This window comes from Acinetobacter halotolerans (assembly GCF_004208515.1).
Taxonomy (GTDB): Bacteria; Pseudomonadota; Gammaproteobacteria; order Pseudomonadales; family Moraxellaceae; genus Acinetobacter; species Acinetobacter halotolerans.
Genome location: NZ_SGIM01000001.1, coordinates 199,846 through 216,276, shown reverse-complemented (window position 1 = coordinate 216,276; position 16,431 = coordinate 199,846). Strand labels below are relative to the sequence as shown.

Here is a 16,431-nt window from a genome sequence, read left to right as displayed (position 1 = left end):
ACCTTTGAAATACTTTATGCTTATCGTCATCATTGACATTCAAAAAATTAGAATCATCATATTTAAAATAAAAGCCTCCGAAGAGGCTTTTATTTAGCTTCCCAATTACTTAGAACCTTTAATGCCTGCTTGCAATAACAAGGCACCTAAACCACCAATTTTTTGCTCTTGTGGTTTCTCGGTTTTTGGCTTGTTATTTTGCGGACGTTTAAAGTCACCTTCTTTACGCGGTGGACGTTGACCTTGTGGCTTACGCTCTGAACGTTCAGGACGATCTTGCTGTGGGCGCTGCTGTTGACGTGGTGCTTTCACTGGTGCAGAACCTTCTGCACGCATACTCAAGTTGACGCGGTTACGCTCTGCATCCACTTGAATCACACGGACTTGTACAATTTGACCCGGTTTCACTACTTTATGCGGATCAGAAACAAATTCATTGGCAAGTTCAGAGATATGCACTAAACCATCTTGATGCACACCAACATCTACGAAAGCACCAAAATTCGTGACATTGGTCACCACACCTTCAAGCTGTAAACCTTCAGTGAGTTGTGCAACTTCGGTAATGTCTTCACGGAATTTAGCCGTACGGAACTCTGGACGTGGATCACGTGCAGGCTTTTCCAATTCAGCCAAGATATCCTGAATCGTTGGCAAACCAAATTTGTCATCGACAAACTCATCTGCTTTAACTTGACGAATAATTTCAGTATTGCCAATGATGTCTTTAACCGTGGTTGCTTTCGCCGCAACGATTTTTTCAACCACGCCATAACTCTCAGGGTGAACGGCTGACGCATCCAATGGCTCTGTACCATCCTGAATACGCAAGAAACCTGCTGCTTGCTCAAAAGTACGCTCGCCTAAACGTGGTACTTTTTTCAATGCTTGGCGACTATCAAAGCGACCATGTTCTTTACGATATTCAAAGATTTGTTGTGCAATGGATTTATTAAGACCCGCAATATAAGCCAGAATCGCAGGAGACGCGGTATTCACATCCACCCCAACCGCATTCACACAGTCTTCAACCACAGCATCTAGGGTTTTTGCTAGACCTGTTTGATTGACATCATGTTGGTATTGACCTACACCGATTGATTTCGGGTCGATTTTAACCAGCTCAGCCAATGGATCTTGTAAACGACGGGCAATTGAGACTGCACCGCGAATTGACACGTCAAGGTCAGGTAATTCTTGCGAAGCCAATTCACTTGCAGAATAAACTGATGCACCTGCTTCACTCACCGTGATACGTGTCAGTTTCAAGTCAGCATTGGCTGCCATCATTTCTGCAACCACAGCTTCAGTTTCACGACTCGCTGTACCATTGCCAATCGCAATAAGTTCCACGTGGAACTCTCGGCATAAACGCGCAAGCTCAGCAATCGAACCGGCTTTATCTTCTTTCGGTGCAAATGGATAAATGGTGCTATGTGCAAGTACATCACCTGCATCACTCACCACGGCAAGCTTCACGCCAGTACGAATACCAGGATCGACACCTAAGGTGGTGCGACTGCCTGCTGGTGCAGAAAGTAATAAATGACGTAAATTTTCTGCAAAGACATCCATTGCTTCAGCTTCTGCGGTTAAACGCTTATCTGTTAATAATGAATGTTCGATTTGTGGGCGAATCTTACCCAACCAAAATAATTTTGCAGTTTGTTTTAAATAATCTTGGCGCGTTTGCGGTTGAATCTGTTCAAGATTATATTCCGTTTCGATACGTGCCAAGGGTGCATCATCTTCACCATCCACTTTCAAGCCCAATACGTTTTCTTGACGACCACGTAACATCGCCAATAAACGATGTGAAGGTACTTTATTTAAGTTTTCTGAGAACTCAAAATAATCACGGAATTTTTTGCCGACTTCTTTTTTCTCTTCAGAAGCGACCGCACTTTTCAACACTGCTGTTTTAGAAAAAGTTTGTTTTAATTCAGTTGTTAAGGCGATATTTTGTGCCCAATCATCAATTAAAATATGCTGAATCGCATCGAGCTGGCTTTCAACATCTGGATAGTCTTCATGACTAAAACCAGCTAAAGCTTCAGTTGGATCAATTTGATCATTAATAATCTTTTCAGCAATAACACCTAAACCCGCTTCTTTTGCTTTAAATGATTTGCTGGTACGTTTTGGACGGTACGGCGCATAAATTTCTTCTAACGCATTCTTGGTTTCAGCAGCATTTACACGCCCCAATAAATCATCGTTCAATTTATCTTGTTCTTGTAAAGACTGGATCACTTTCTCACGACGCTCGTACAAATCACGCAAGTAAGTTAAACGTGTATCAAGTTGACGTAATTGCGTATCGTCTAAGCCTTGAGTGACCTCTTTACGGTAACGTGCGATAAAAGGAACACTAGCGCCTTCATCAATTAAACGAATAGCAGCTTCTACTTGGTTTGGACGTACGGCAAGTTCATTTGCCAACTGCTGAACTAAGTCAGTCATCGTGATTGATTCCACAAGGGTTGAGTCTAAAAGCAATGATTATAAAGTCCATGGCTATAAAATCCACTATTGTTTTTTTAAAATATTGTGCATAGGGTCACTTCTTTCCCCACAAACGCTACAGATTATGCTAATTGAGCAATGTTTCTAAAATACCAAGCTTTTTCCGCCTAAATATTGAAAAATAGATCGATTGTCATAATTTTACCTGTATATATTTGGTATCTTTCTCTTGATTTTATTGGCAATATTTGTTGCTTTATAACATAGCCAAAACTGTGCAATGAGTCGTATACTACAGAGTCTATTCACATTCACCTTACGAGCTATAGCTCTCATTGCAACATAAGCCGTATACGGTGCTAGATTTTAGCCGATAACGCAAAGCAGGGTTGAAATATAAATAGCCCCTATAGCATTGCATAAAGACGATGACAATAAACGATAAAGGAGCACAGCATGAGTTTAGTTGTACCTGCCGAATCGACGGAAACTGTTCACCATGAAACAGACCGGGTCGAACGCATTTTAGTGGTCGATGATGATGTGCGCTTGCGTACGCTTTTACAACGCTTCCTCGAAGACAAAGGCTTTGTAGTTAAAACTGCCCATGACGCAACCCAGATGGACCGTTTGCTACAACGTGAGTTGTTCTCTCTCATCGTCCTTGATTTTATGTTACCTGTTGAAGACGGATTAAGTATCTGTCGTCGCTTACGTCAATCCAATATTGACACCCCAATCATTATGCTTACTGCACGTGGCAGTGACTCAGACCGTATCGCGGGTCTAGAGGCTGGTGCAGATGATTACCTACCAAAACCGTTCAATCCAAATGAGTTACTGGCACGTATTCGTGCAGTATTACGTCGTCAGGTGCGTGAAGTACCAGGCGCACCGAGCCAACAAGTTGAAGTGGTCAGTTTTGGACCTTGGGCTTTAGATCTTTCCACCCGAACCCTAACTCGTGAAGGTCAAGTTGTTACTTTGACCACAGGTGAGTTTGCCGTGCTTAAAGCACTGGTACAACACCCGCGTGAACCATTGACACGCGACAAGCTGATGAATCTCGCACGCGGTCGTGAGTGGGGTGCAATGGAGCGTTCAATCGATGTACAAGTCTCTCGCTTACGTCGTTTAATCGAAGACAACCCTGCACGAGCACGCTATATTCAAACTGTCTGGGGTGTAGGCTATGTTTTTGTTCCAGATGGTGCGGAATAAGCGTAGGAAACTAGACCTTGAAACTTGAACCAATTGATCCACAAGAATTTACTGACTTCGCGACCTACTCTGAAAGGCCGCGAACAAAATGGGAACGTTTTTTAGATAAAATCAAACCACGTTCTGCAGCCATGCGTACCACCATCTTGGTACTGTCTATGGTTTTTTTCAGTCTATTTATGTCTTTGTGGTTCTTTTGGCGCACCTTGTATTTACCTGAATTACAACAACATGCACGTTATCTTGCGATTGAACTCGAGCTTATTAACAATCCCGATATTCGGATTTTACATCGAGATACCGAAGTCGATATCGATGATTGGTTAAAAAATCGGATCGGTATCGAGTACGTTACCGATCCCAAAGAGTTCCCTAAAGTTGAAGATAAATTCCTTGCTGAATTATTTACCAACCAAATTGAAGCCAAACTCGCCAAAGAGTTAGGTGTAAAAGACGTGACGGTTTACTTCAAATTTAAACCGATTCCACGCATCTGGATTCAAACACCAGAAATGAATGGCAACTGGGTCCGCGAACCACTCAAAACCTATGATAATTATAGTGTGGAGTTGATTGCATCATGGTTATTTGGTGTGCCTATCCTGTCTTCAATTATTATTCTTATTCTGGTCCGCCAGATGAATCGCCCCTTACGTCGATTACAAAATGCCGCCAACAATTATAGTAAAACAGGCAAAGCACCATATCTCGACACCAATCACGGCCCACTTGAAATACGCCAAGTGAATCAAGCCTTTAACCACATGGTGTATACCCTTGAACAAACAGAACGTGATCGACAAATCATGTTGGCAGGCATTTCACATGACCTACGCACCCCTTTGACGCGTATTCGTTTAACTGCAGAAATGCTGCCAGACGAATTCTTTCGAGAAGGCCTGATCTACGATGTAGATGATATGGATGCGATTTTAAATCAATTCATTTCTTATATGCGTGACGGTTCTGATGAAGAGCTGACACAGACCAATATCAATACCTTACTACAAGAGCTAGTGGTACAATTCCAACCGCTCGATATTCAGTTTGAAACACAAGAGTTACCAATCATTCCCGCGCGTAGCTTATCGTTGAAACGCTTAATCGCCAATTTACTCAATAACGCGAAACGTTATGGTTCTGAGCCGATTGAACTCTCTGCTAGCCATGTCGATGATCATATTCTCATTACCGTGGCGGATCATGGTGAAGGCATTCCTCCTGAACAGGTTGAAGAGTTGATGCAACCGTTTGTACGTGGAAATTCAGCCCGTACCGTTCAGGGTAGTGGGCTTGGGCTTGCGATTGTGAAGCGTATTGTTGATATTCATCAAGGGCAAATCAATATTCGCAACCGCAAAGAAGGTGGTTTAGAAGTGGTCATTTCATTGCCCATTCCAAGCGAAAAAACGGATGAGCCGCAAAACAACACCATCGACAAAATTAGACAAACGCTGACCGGACATTTTTAGAGAGACATTTTCTGATCAGATGTACTGTGATTTGCGTTAGACCTTAGCCTAAAATCAATACACTTTTCACATTTTAGCGCTAAAATCCCACGCTTATAAAAAGCAACATTGAGAATGGATGATGTCTTTAAGTCGCATTCGCCTTCACAGCCTACATGACAAAGTTATGAGTGCTGAAAAGGCTTCTAGCTTTATTGAGAATGGTATGACCGTTGGCATGAGTGGTTTCACCCGCGCAGGTGAAGCAAAAGCCGTTCCACAAGCACTGGTCAATCGTGCCAAAAAAAATCCGTTAAAAATCACATTAATTACAGGTGCAAGCCTAGGTAATGATTTAGACAAGCAATTGACTGAAGCAGGTGTCTTAGCGCGTCGTATGCCCTTCCAAGTTGATAGCACCTTACGTCGTGCCATTAACAATGGCGAAGTCATGTTTGTGGACCAGCACTTATCTGAAACCGTCGAGCAAATGCGTAATCAGCAGCTCAAACGCCCGGATATTGCAGTGATTGAAGCGGTGGCCATAACCGAGCAAGGTCATATTGTTCCAACCACATCAGTCGGCAACTCTGCCAGCTTTGCGATCTTTGCTGAAAAAGTCATTGTGGAAATCAACACTGCATTGAGCCAAGATTTCGAAGGCTTACATGATATCTATATTCCAAGCTATCGTCCGACACGAACACCACTCCCCTTAACTCAAGTAGATGATCGTATTGGCTCAACGGCGATTCCGATTGATCCTGCAAAAATCGTGGGGATCGTACTCAACGACACCGCTGACTCTCCCTCAACCGTAACTGCACCTGATGCTGAAACACAAGCGATTGCCAATCATCTCATTGCCTTCTTTGAACAAGAGGTGGCAGCTGGTCGTTTAGCAAAAAATTTAGGTCCTTTACAAGCAGGGATTGGTTCAATAGCCAATGCGGTATTAACCGGCTTAAAAGATTCGAATTTTGAAGATCTGGTGATGTATTCAGAAGTGCTACAAGACTGTACTTTTGAGTTGATCGATGCAGGTAAAATGAAATTTGCCTCAGGCAGCTCCATTACTTTATCGGCAAAATGTGGCGAGCGCGTTTTTGGCAATCTAGACCAATACAAAGACAAACTGGTATTACGTCCACAAGAAATTTCAAATCATCCAGAGATCGTACGTCGCTTAGGTATTATTGGCATTAACACGGCGCTTGAATTTGATATTTATGGCAACGTCAACTCAACCCATGTCTGTGGTACCAAAATGATGAATGGGATCGGTGGTTCAGGTGATTTTGCCCGCAATGCGCATCTCGCCATCTTTGTGACCAAATCGATTGCCAAGGGTGGAGATATCTCTTCGGTCGTTCCTATGGCGAGCCACGTGGATCATTGTGAGCACGATGTGGATATTTTGGTGACAGAACAAGGATTGGCAGATTTGCGTGGTTTAGCACCGCGTGAGCGCGCACGTGCCATTATCGACCATTGTGTACATCCATTGTATCAAGCTGCATTAAACGACTATTTTGATCGTGCTTGTGCAAGAGGTGGTCACACTCCTCACATCCTACGTGAAGCGCTGTCTTGGCATGCTAACTTTGAAGAAACGGGACAGATGTTAGCACCAATCAAAACAGCAAAATCAGCTTAACAATACAGTTATATTTGCTTTAGGAAAGCATGTGGAAGCATGCTTTTCTGCTTTTTATCATACATCCACAATGTAATAGCTGGCTTGAGCAATCAGCGTCAATTAATTATGCATTTGAAATGCGTTGTCATTGGTTTCGATTTTCCATAAAAAAACCCCAAACTTTCGTTTGGGGTTTTTGAATATGGTGGCGTGACCCAGGATCGAACTGGGGACACACGGATTTTCAATCCGTTGCTCTACCGACTGAGCTATCGCGCCAATGGCGTGTATTAAGCCGCATCTCAGATAAATAGTCAACAACTATCCTGAGCTTTTGATTTAAATGACCATTTCTTATCCAAAAAGTGTACTGCAAAAGTTTTGGACAAAAAAAAATCCCTGATGGGATCAGGGATTGAAATTTGAATCTATGGTGGCGTGACCCAGGATCGAACTGGGGACACACGGATTTTCAATCCGTTGCTCTACCGACTGAGCTATCGCGCCAAAGTGGGCGTATTAAACAATGTTTGTCAAAATCCGTCAAGCAAATTTGCGGATTTTTCTATCTAGCGTTTAATTTTGCGACAAAGCCAACAACGCCCCACCTGTTTAGATTTTACCAATATGGGATAAGCAACGATGAATTGCACCGCACCCTGGTTCAAACTGCTTTACGCCTTGCTCTTCTTCAAAACGACAAACCTCTTCAACTAAACGTTCAGCGACACCACGCCCTCGATTGGCTGGATGTACGACGATATACTCTAAAACACGGCTTTCTCCTTGCCCTGTTGCCCAGATTGCACCTATAATTTTGCTGTTAAATTCAGCGGTATAAACTGTGGTATATTGCTGTAGATTTTGTTCAAGTTGCTCCATTGCATCTTGCCCATCTCCGAACTCTGGGCTGGTATCATAGAGTCGCTCTAGCTGAGTACGGATTCCTAGTTGGTCTAGAGAACTGTAGGCATGTACTGTAATAGGCATTGATTAACCCTCCTGAGCAAACTATGATGCTGTCACTTTTTCGTCACAGCGAAACTTTCGGTTTTTAATTCAATCATTTTTGACGTTTTTTGAGGAACGTGTCCATGACGCAACGTATCAGTGAAGTGGTAAGAAATACCAACGAAACAAAAATTCGAGTTCGTCTCAATCTCGATGGTACTGGTCAAGGCACACTCAACACTGGAGTTCCATTTTTAGACCATATGATTGATCAAATCAAGCGCCATGGTCTATTTGATATTGATATTCATTGTGATGGCGACCTTGAAATTGACGATCATCACACAGTGGAAGACTGTGGAATCACCTTAGGGCAAGCCTTTGCGCAAGCTTTGGGTGATAAAAAAGGCTTACGCCGCTATGGTCATTTTTATGCACCTTTAGATGAAGCGTTGTCTCGCGTTGTGGTCGACTTGTCAGGTCGTCCGGGTTTATTTATGGATATCCCCTTCACTCGTGCCCGTATTGGCAGCTTCGATGTCGATTTATTCTCTGAATTTTTTCAGGGATTTGTCAATCACGCTCTGATGACCTTACATATTGATAGCTTGAAAGGTAAAAACAGCCATCATCAGATTGAAAGTGTGTTTAAAGCTCTAGCGCGTGCTTTGCGTATGGCATGTGAAGTTGATCCACGCGCAGAAAATACCATTGCTTCGACCAAAGGTAGTTTGTAATGACGCGTATTGCTTTACTTGACTATGGCATGGGCAATTTGCACTCTGCAGCAAAAGCCTTAGAACATGTCGGTGCGACGGTTGACGTGACCAATGATCCAAAACTGATCGCCAAAGCCGATAAAATCGTATTTCCGGGTGTTGGTGCGATGCGCGACTGTATGCACGGTATGCATGAAGCTGGCATCGATGAGGTTGTCCGCCAAGCCGCATTTAACAAGCCTGTTTTGGCGATTTGTGTGGGCATGCAAGCATTATTGCAAACATCTGAAGAAAATGGTGGCGTTGCTGCGCTCGGTATCTTTGACGGCGTAGTTAAACATTTTCCTGAAATGCCGAATTTAAAAGTACCGCACATGGGCTGGAACCAAGTACATCAACTTGATCCAAGCCATCCGATGTGGAATAACATCGAACAAGACGCGCGTTTTTATTTTGTGCATAGCTATTATGTTGAACCACAAGATTCATCTGTGATCGCAGCAACTTGCGATTATGGTGTGAACTTTTGTACCGCAATTCATAAAGATAATTTATTTGCCACACAATTCCACCCTGAAAAGAGTCATACCGCAGGTTTACAGTTGTTAAAAAACTTTGTGGAATGGAAGATTTAATTCTTTTCAAAATATTTTTTAAATATTCAAAATCAAGCCACTTTATGTCGGCTTGATTTTTTATAGGCTTTTGTATTTATTTTCAATTATTTTTTGCTTATTATGCAAACGCTTTGAATAAAAACCAAACAAGTTATCTTTTAAAAATTTAATTTTAAAAAATCAGCGACTACAGGAAAATAAAATGTCATCTCATCTTCAAACAAATGATTCGGGTTTTAGTGCAAGTGGACGTTTTGGCCGACTATCTTATTTAGGCTGGAATATGTTACTCACAGTCTTCGTATTCATTTTAGGTATTATCGCTGCAATATTTATCCCTGCTTTTGATACTTCATCAACAAGTTCAGCTGTATATATCTTAGGTGGACTCTTTGTTATTGTTTACATAGCCATGATCTACTTCAGCTTCGTTTTTTCAATTCGCCGTTTACATGACCGCAATCAAACAGGCTGGCTATCACTTTTAATGCTTATCCCATTAATAAACTTCTTCTTTTTCATTTATTTAATTTGTGCGAAGGGCAACCCAGATTCTAATACATATGGCGCTCCTCGTATCACGAAAGGGTGGGAAAAAGTATTAGCATGGATATATATTATCCTTTTACCACTTAGTATTGTATTTTTAGCGGCTACTGCAATCCCAGCTTATCAAAGTTATGTTGAGCGCAGCCAACAAATTCAAATGCAATATCAACAGTACGACGCTGAATAACATTCTTTATCACCACTTCACCCAGCCAAGCTATGATGCTTGGCTTTTTTATGAACACAAATTCTAAAGAAAGATGCAGTCGTCTAACATCCAAAGCTTAGCGATTGAACAATACTTTGCTAATATGTAGCCAATTTAAACTCTATGATGACGCAAGGAGCGAAAGCATGCTAATCATCCCTGCAATTGACCTGAAAGATGGTAAATGTGTTCGTTTAAAACAAGGCCGTATGGAAGACGATACTGTTTTCTCTGATGATCCTGTCGCAACTGCACAACACTGGGTTGATGAAGGCGCACGCCGTTTACATTTAGTTGATTTAAATGGTGCTTTCGCTGGTACGCCAATTCATAAACCAGTGGTTGAAGCAATTGCCCGTGCCCAACCTGAACTTCCAATTCAGATCGGCGGCGGGATCCGTTCACTTGAAACGATCGAACACTATTTAGAAGCGGGTGTCTCGTTTGTGATTATTGGAACTAAAGCGGTTCAAGATCCTGCGTTCGTAGACGAAGCATGTAAACGCTTTGCAGGTCATATCATCGTTGGTATTGATGCCATCAATGGTATGGTTGCAACAGATGGCTGGGCCAATGTCACTGATGTTAAAGCCACTGATCTTGCGAAGCGTTTTGCCGATGCAGGCGTTTCAAGCATTGTCTACACTGACATCGCTCGTGATGGCATGATGCAAGGCGTTAACGTTGAACAAACCGTCAATTTGGCGCAATATTCAGGCTTGCCTGTTATTGCATCAGGCGGCGTGACCAATCTTGACGATGTGCGTAACCTAAAAGGTCAAACGGGCATTTTAGGTGCGATTACAGGTCGTGCAATTTATGAAGGTACCTTAAGCCTTCGTGACGCGCAGTTATTGTTGGATGAAGATCGTTTGTAATTGATCAAGAGCTCTAGTGATTTAAATAATGGCTAGAGCTTTTGAAGCTTAAATGTTATGCTAACGACACTTTCGTACACACCCCTCTTTTTTATAATGACACTTACGCCACCTTAGTTTTTTACCTCTTATTTGTAATGAACTCATCACTGTCTAGTGATGTGGTGTAGTCGTGTGTTTTTATATATCACATCACTAGCCTTTTTATATTCTTAAAGAAATAGGCTATTTCTATGTTTTCCAATGTAAGAGAACAATGGTTCTCCAATATCCGCGGCGATGTGCTGGCGGGTCTTGTTGTTGCTTTAGCACTTGTTCCCGAAGCAATTGCATTTTCGATTATTGCAGGTGTAGATCCTAAAATTGGGCTATATGCGTCGTTCTGTATCGCAGTTGTGATTTCCTTTGTCGGCGGTCGCCCTGGTATGATTTCCGCTGCAACAGGTGCCATGGCACTGCTCATGGTCGTGCTGGTGAAAGAGCATGGACTGCAATACCTCCTTGCTGCGACGATCCTGACAGGGGTCCTGCAAATTGTGGCTGGGTATTTAAAGCTAGCGCAATTTATGCGCTTTGTGTCTAAATCCGTCGTTATCGGCTTTGTGAATGCCTTAGCAATTTTGATTTTTATGGCACAGTTACCTGAACTCACCAATGTCACATGGCATGTCTATGCTATGACTGCGGCAGGTTTAGCGATTATTTATTTATTCCCATACATCCCTAAAATTGGAACATTAATTCCATCGCCTTTGGTGACCATTGTGGTTTTAACCATTGTTGCAATCCTGATGGGACTGGACATTCGTACTGTCGGTGATATGGGTCAACTGCCTGATACACTGCCTGTGTTCTTGCTACCAGACATTCCACTGAACTTAGAAACACTTCGTATTATTTTCCCTTATGCAGCAGCGTTGGCCGCAGTAGGCTTACTTGAGTCGATGATGACAGCCACGATTGTCGATGATTTAACTGATACTTCGAGTGACAAAAACCGCGAATGTAAAGGCCAAGGGGTAGCCAATATCGCCTCTGGTTTTATGGGCGGTATGGCTGGTTGTGCCATGATTGGTCAATCCATTATTAATGTTAAATCTGGCGGTCGTACTCGTTTATCTACATTCTGTGCAGGTATATTCTTGTTGATCATGGTGGTGTTCATTAGTGATTGGCTGAAAATCATTCCTATGGCTGCGCTGGTCGCTGTGATGATCATGGTATCAATTGGTACATTTAACTGGGATTCACTCAGAAATATTCGCCAATACCCACTCTCAAGTAATATCGTCATGATCGCGACAGTTGCGATTGTTGTCGCAACCCATAACTTAGCTTATGGTGTACTGGTCGGTGTGCTGTTATCTGCGCTATTTTTTGCCAATAAAATCGAACGTTATATGGCAGTTCAATCTGTTTTCGATGAAGCTGAAAGTACCCGTACCTATGTGGTTACAGGTCAGATCTTCTTTAGTTCTGCTGATAAATTTACGGCATCCTTTGATTTTAAAGAAGCTATTTCAAAAGTTGTGATCGATCTTAGTCAAGCTCATTTTTGGGATGTTTCAGCCGTAGCAGCCGTTGATAAAGTTGTGATTAAATTTAAACGTGAAGGAACGGATGTTGAACTGATCGGGATGAATGAAGCAAGTCAAACGATGGTTGATAAATTTGGTGTACATGACAAACCAAATGCGCTAGATCGTTTGGACAATCACTAGACCGCTTTCATCATTCTTTATTCCCTCTTTGTATTTCTCCCACTGGGAGAATGAGGAACGATTGAAGTTCCGCAAGAGGGATTGATGAAAGAAGTCCATTAAAAGGAAATTATAACAATGTCAAAAATTATTGCGTGTATTGATGGTTCAATCGGCACAAATACGGTATGTGATTATGCTGCTTGGTTTAGCCAAAAACTGAATGCGCCACTTGAACTTTTACATGTGATCGATACGCCGAGAGCGCAAGTACCACAGGATTTAAGCGGTGCGATTGGCTTGGGAAGTCGAGAAAGCTTATTAAATGAGTTAGTAGAGCTAGATGAACGTCGAGGAAAAATTGAGATTGAGCATGGCAAAATTTTGCTTCGTGAGGCAAAAAAATATGTGCTAGACAACTTCAGTCTCGATGTACATAGCTTCCAACGTCGTGGCAGTTTGTTAGAAACCATTGTCGCTTTGGAAGAAGATATACGTGTGCTGATCATGGGAAAACATGGTACTCAAACTGCATACCATTCCGATAAAATAGGCACACAAATCGAGAATGTAGTACGTGCCATTCACCAACCTGTTTTAATTGCCTCATCACCCTTCACTCAGCCTCAATCTTTCTTAGTGGCGTTTGATGGCAGTGCAACGGCGAAGAAGTGCGTAGAGAAGATTGCGAATAGCCCTTTACTTAAAGGACTCGCTGCACATCTGGTCTATATAGGTCAACCCAACCAAGAAATACACACTCAACTTGCTTGGGCAAAAGAACAATTAGAGTCACAAGGCTTTAATATGACATTAAGCACTTTGGAAGGTGATGTTGATGAAAGTATTCTGAATTACGCCGACCAAAAGAATATTGATTTAATGGTGATCGGTGCTTATGGACACTCCAAAATCCGTCAATTCTTTATTGGTAGCACCACCACGAAACTATTAGTTCGCTCCACAAAACCTGTGCTATTGCTAAGATAAGCTCGGGGAAAACATTTCATTTAGCAAGGTATTTAGCTCTGCTAAGTGAAATGTAGCTTTAGGAACTGTTGTGACAAAATTTAACGCCTATACGCCTCAACTCGCCCTGATTTTTATTACTATGATTTGGGGTGGTACTTTTTTAGCGGTGCAATATGCTCTGAATTTTAGTAGCCCGATGTTTTTTGTCGGTTGTCGCTTTGCGGTGGCGGCATTGGTGATCTTGCTTATTTCAATGAAATCCATGGCTGGTTTGACGCTCAAGGAAACCCTTGCAGGTACAGCAATTGGCCTCATGATTGCCATTGGTTATGGTACACAAACCATTGGCCTGCAAACAATCCTGAGTAGTGAGTCGGCCTTTCTGACAGCGCTTTATGTTCCACTCGTTCCCATATTGATGTGGGTCATTTTCCAGAAACGGCCGTCTTTGATGACATGGATTGGCTCAGCCTTGGCGTTTACGGGGTTAGTCTTTTTAACTGGGAACGATTTTTCGAGTATCAATTTAAATTATGGGCAAATGCTCACCTTGATCTGTGCCTTTGTGATCGCTTTAGAAATTATTTTGATTGGATATTTTGCAGGGAAAGTGAATCTGAGACGTGTCACGGTGGTTCAGTTGGTGGTTGCTTCTGGATTGTCATTTGCCAGTATGCCCCTTGTTGGCGAACATAGTATTCCAACTTTTTCTTGGCCCTTAGTGATGATCGCAGTGGGCTTAGGGCTTGCCAGTGCATTGATTCAATTTGTGATGAATTGGGCACAACGAATGGTTGATCCAAGCCGTGCTGCTATCATTTATGCTGGCGAACCTGTTTGGGCAGGATTATTTGGGCGTATCGCAGGTGAACGGTTGCCGCTACTGGCGTTATTTGGTGGTTTACTGGTGGTCTTAGGGGTTTTGGTGAGTGAGTTGAAACTTAAGTTTTTCGAAAAGAAAAAAGAGAGCTAAAAAGCTCTCTCTAACGGCGAATCCATGTAGTGAATGACCGTTTACTGATACATCGGTTTATTGTCATTCAATGCAATCAAACCACGAATCGCGCGATAAACGATCCATACCCATGCAACAAAAATAACTGATACACAGAAAACCGTGCCAGAAAGCGCAACACCAGCAAATGCATTTGGATTATCGCCTGTCAAAAACAGGAAGAAAAATGGGATAAAGGCAACAATATTCCACGCTAAATACCACCAAAAGGTGCGAATTTGCCAAGTAAAGTGGCTTTCAAAAATTGAACCTTGTACATCGCTACGTTTCACATAGTTAATAATCAAGGCAATGATCGCCAATAAACCACCGCTAAAAATCGCAATAATATAAAGCACATAAAGAATCAAGGTCAAAGTACGATTCGGGTCTTGATCAACAGAGTAATTCATTTTTATTTAGCTCCAAAACCTCCCTCAATGAAAAATATTGAGTGGAGAAATTAACCAACATATCAATAATATATGAAAAGCTATGGTACAGAAATAAATCTTACGAAACGGTTGTTTTTGTGTTTTATGTCTCAGTTTTTGCTGGGCAAGCCAACCAGCGCACCATCCACCCAAAGAATCAACGATGTGCAGAGTCTGTTCGGGTATCCGACGATTGCCCAATTGTGCTGCTTCTTTGTCTTGTGAATACAACCAATAACTCAATGCATTCATCAAACTCACAAAGAGTAAGGTAAACGGCGGTAATAGCTTGCTAAAACTCGCAATCACCATAAAGACAATATAAACCCCAATCCCGACTTTCATCGGCGACCATCCAGTCGCTGTGGTCGGTCGAACAGGCGCGGCTTTATGCTCAATCACTTGTGATGCTTTTAAATAAACGACTTGTTGCGCGCGATAGCGACCACGCTCATCTAAAATCACCAAATAATCTAAAGCACAGCCCACAATCGGTCTTGGGCCAGTGCGAGCAAAGTCTTTAATATGTAGAAAAACTCGCTCTTTCTTCGCATCATTGGGTTGAATAAAGCCATAGCCTTTGTCATCAAACCATTCCACTAAACGTCCTTGATCTCGCATGACTTTTTCCTAAGCTGTGATTCGTTGTAATCGGTCTAGTAACATCATTCGCATTTCAACTGGATCTTTCTGAGAAATATCTTCACCTGTACGACCATGCGCTGCATTTTTCTGCGCCACTTGTAAACGCATACTCCAGAAACGGCAGGCCGCCATCGCTAAATAAATATCTAAACACGCCAGCTCATCATCGCTAAGCGTGCGAATCACTTGATAAGCCGCCAAAAATGCATCTGCTTTACGCTGATCAAGATACGCTTGTGGATAGGCAGTACAGAAATCATTGATACTAATCGCAATATCAAATAACCACTCATCTTGATTGAGTTCATAAAAATCAAGAATACCGTTTAACTGATTGCCTTCAAATAGCGTGTTGTCTCTAAATAAGTCTGAATGGATAAAGCCCACTGGACGATCAGGATGTTGTTGTGTGATGTCGGCAAATTGCTGAAAGACCAGCGCCAATAAACTTTGATCATCAATATTCATCTGTGGCTTGAGCTGTTCAGCGACATCTGACCAATACTGATGATTACGGTTAAAATCACGTTCTAGAGGAAAGCCTTGTAAAGCCAAATGCAATTTTGCTTGTGCTTGAGCAATCGCTTCAATCTGCTCAATGGTCGTATCTTCTGGATGTTCGCCCATGATCCGTGGCGCAATTTGTGCAGGTTTATCGGCAATACTATGAATCGCCTGACCGTGGTGTTTCAAGGGTACTGCCACAGGCACGCCTGCTTGTCCCAAACAATCCAGTACAGGCACCAGTTCACCTGCTCCGATCGCATCTAATTCTTCAAAAACCGTTAAAACATACTGCTTCTGATTTTGATCCACCAAAAAATAATTGGTGTTTTGAATACCGCCTTGGATTGGAATCAGGTCAATCACTGCTAAACCATAAGGCTCAGCAAAGGCTTGAACTTGTTCTAAACTCAACGGGGTATAAACCGACATGGAAAACCTGCAAAAAATAGCTGTGAAGTTTGCTAGAATACCTGTTCCCTT

The 16,431-nt window shown here is 42.3% G+C and carries 15 protein-coding genes and 2 tRNA genes; 10 read left to right on the top strand and 7 right to left on the bottom strand.

What is annotated here, in order from left to right:
• Nucleotides 1–105: 105 nt before the first annotated feature.
• Nucleotides 106–2,463: a Tex family protein gene (locus EXE30_RS00995; protein WP_130160814.1), complete on the bottom strand. Its 2,358-nt coding sequence runs from the start codon at nt 2,461–2,463 to the stop codon at nt 106–108.
• Nucleotides 2,464–2,922: 459 nt separating this feature from the next.
• Here EXE30_RS00995 and ompR point away from each other — a divergent pair, with 459 nt between their 5' ends.
• From ompR to EXE30_RS00980, 3 genes are all read left to right on the top strand, one after another.
• The gene (gene ompR, locus EXE30_RS00990; RefSeq protein ID WP_004678831.1) at nt 2,923–3,687 is read left to right on the top strand and encodes an osmolarity response regulator transcription factor OmpR; all 765 of its coding nucleotides are present in this window, start codon (nt 2,923–2,925) and stop codon (nt 3,685–3,687) included.
• Between the two features lie 17 nt (nt 3,688–3,704).
• Entirely contained in the window at nt 3,705–5,159 is a 1,455-nt protein-coding gene (locus EXE30_RS00985; RefSeq protein ID WP_130160813.1) for an ATP-binding protein, read from the top strand.
• A 121-nt stretch (nt 5,160–5,280) separates the two neighbouring features.
• Nucleotides 5,281–6,795, top strand: coding sequence for an acetyl-CoA hydrolase/transferase family protein (locus EXE30_RS00980; RefSeq protein ID WP_130160977.1), 1,515 nt, complete (start codon nt 5,281–5,283; stop codon nt 6,793–6,795).
• Nucleotides 6,796–6,980: 185 nt separating this feature from the next.
• Here the strand turns inward: EXE30_RS00980 and EXE30_RS00975 are convergent.
• The 3 genes from EXE30_RS00975 to EXE30_RS00965 form a co-directional block, all read right to left on the bottom strand.
• Nucleotides 6,981–7,056, bottom strand: a tRNA-Phe gene (locus EXE30_RS00975).
• 152 nt (nt 7,057–7,208) lie between these two features.
• A tRNA-Phe gene (locus EXE30_RS00970) sits at nt 7,209–7,284 on the bottom strand.
• Nucleotides 7,285–7,389: 105 nt separating this feature from the next.
• Nucleotides 7,390–7,767, bottom strand: a complete 378-nt coding sequence (locus EXE30_RS00965; protein WP_121928971.1) for a GNAT family N-acetyltransferase — start codon at nt 7,765–7,767, stop codon at nt 7,390–7,392.
• Between the two features lie 104 nt (nt 7,768–7,871).
• Between EXE30_RS00965 and hisB the strand changes: the two genes are divergently transcribed.
• The 7 genes from hisB to EXE30_RS00930 all read left to right on the top strand — a co-directional run bounded on the left by hisB (nt 7,872) and on the right by EXE30_RS00930 (nt 14,344).
• Nucleotides 7,872–8,465, top strand: coding sequence for an imidazoleglycerol-phosphate dehydratase HisB (gene hisB, locus EXE30_RS00960; protein WP_004673288.1), 594 nt, complete (start codon nt 7,872–7,874; stop codon nt 8,463–8,465).
• A complete protein-coding gene (gene hisH, locus EXE30_RS00955) occupies nt 8,465–9,082 on the top strand; it encodes an imidazole glycerol phosphate synthase subunit HisH (RefSeq protein WP_130160812.1) in 618 nt (205 codons plus the stop codon). The genes hisB and hisH overlap by 1 nt, the downstream gene beginning before the upstream one ends.
• Before the next feature lie 184 nt (nt 9,083–9,266).
• Nucleotides 9,267–9,800, top strand: coding sequence for a DUF805 domain-containing protein (locus EXE30_RS00950; protein WP_130160811.1), 534 nt, complete (start codon nt 9,267–9,269; stop codon nt 9,798–9,800).
• Between the two features lie 167 nt (nt 9,801–9,967).
• Nucleotides 9,968–10,699: a 1-(5-phosphoribosyl)-5-[(5-phosphoribosylamino)methylideneamino]imidazole-4-carboxamide isomerase gene (hisA, locus tag EXE30_RS00945; protein WP_004673294.1), complete on the top strand. Its 732-nt coding sequence runs from the start codon at nt 9,968–9,970 to the stop codon at nt 10,697–10,699.
• A 233-nt stretch (nt 10,700–10,932) separates the two neighbouring features.
• Nucleotides 10,933–12,420, top strand: coding sequence for a SulP family inorganic anion transporter (locus EXE30_RS00940; RefSeq protein WP_130160810.1), 1,488 nt, complete (start codon nt 10,933–10,935; stop codon nt 12,418–12,420).
• Between the two features lie 117 nt (nt 12,421–12,537).
• Nucleotides 12,538–13,389, top strand: coding sequence for a universal stress protein (locus tag EXE30_RS00935; protein ID WP_130160809.1), 852 nt, complete (start codon nt 12,538–12,540; stop codon nt 13,387–13,389).
• Between the two features lie 121 nt (nt 13,390–13,510).
• Nucleotides 13,511–14,344 carry a DMT family transporter gene (locus EXE30_RS00930; protein ID WP_265937112.1) on the top strand — a complete coding sequence of 278 codons (834 nt, stop codon included), beginning with the start codon at nt 13,511–13,513 and terminating at the stop codon, nt 14,342–14,344.
• Nucleotides 14,345–14,385: 41 nt separating this feature from the next.
• Here the strand turns inward: EXE30_RS00930 and EXE30_RS00925 are convergent, their stop codons facing one another.
• Genes EXE30_RS00925 through EXE30_RS00915 form a run of 3 tightly spaced genes read right to left on the bottom strand, consistent with a single transcriptional unit; the run spans nt 14,386 to nt 16,380 of the window.
• Nucleotides 14,386–14,778, bottom strand: coding sequence for a DUF4870 family protein (locus EXE30_RS00925; protein ID WP_130160807.1), 393 nt, complete (start codon nt 14,776–14,778; stop codon nt 14,386–14,388).
• A 24-nt stretch (nt 14,779–14,802) separates the two neighbouring features.
• Nucleotides 14,803–15,420, bottom strand: a complete 618-nt coding sequence (locus tag EXE30_RS00920; protein ID WP_005193932.1) for a DUF1294 domain-containing protein — start codon at nt 15,418–15,420, stop codon at nt 14,803–14,805.
• Between the two features lie 9 nt (nt 15,421–15,429).
• Entirely contained in the window at nt 15,430–16,380 is a 951-nt protein-coding gene (locus EXE30_RS00915) for a homoserine kinase (RefSeq protein ID WP_130160806.1), read from the bottom strand.
• Nucleotides 16,381–16,431: the final 51 nt, after the last annotated feature.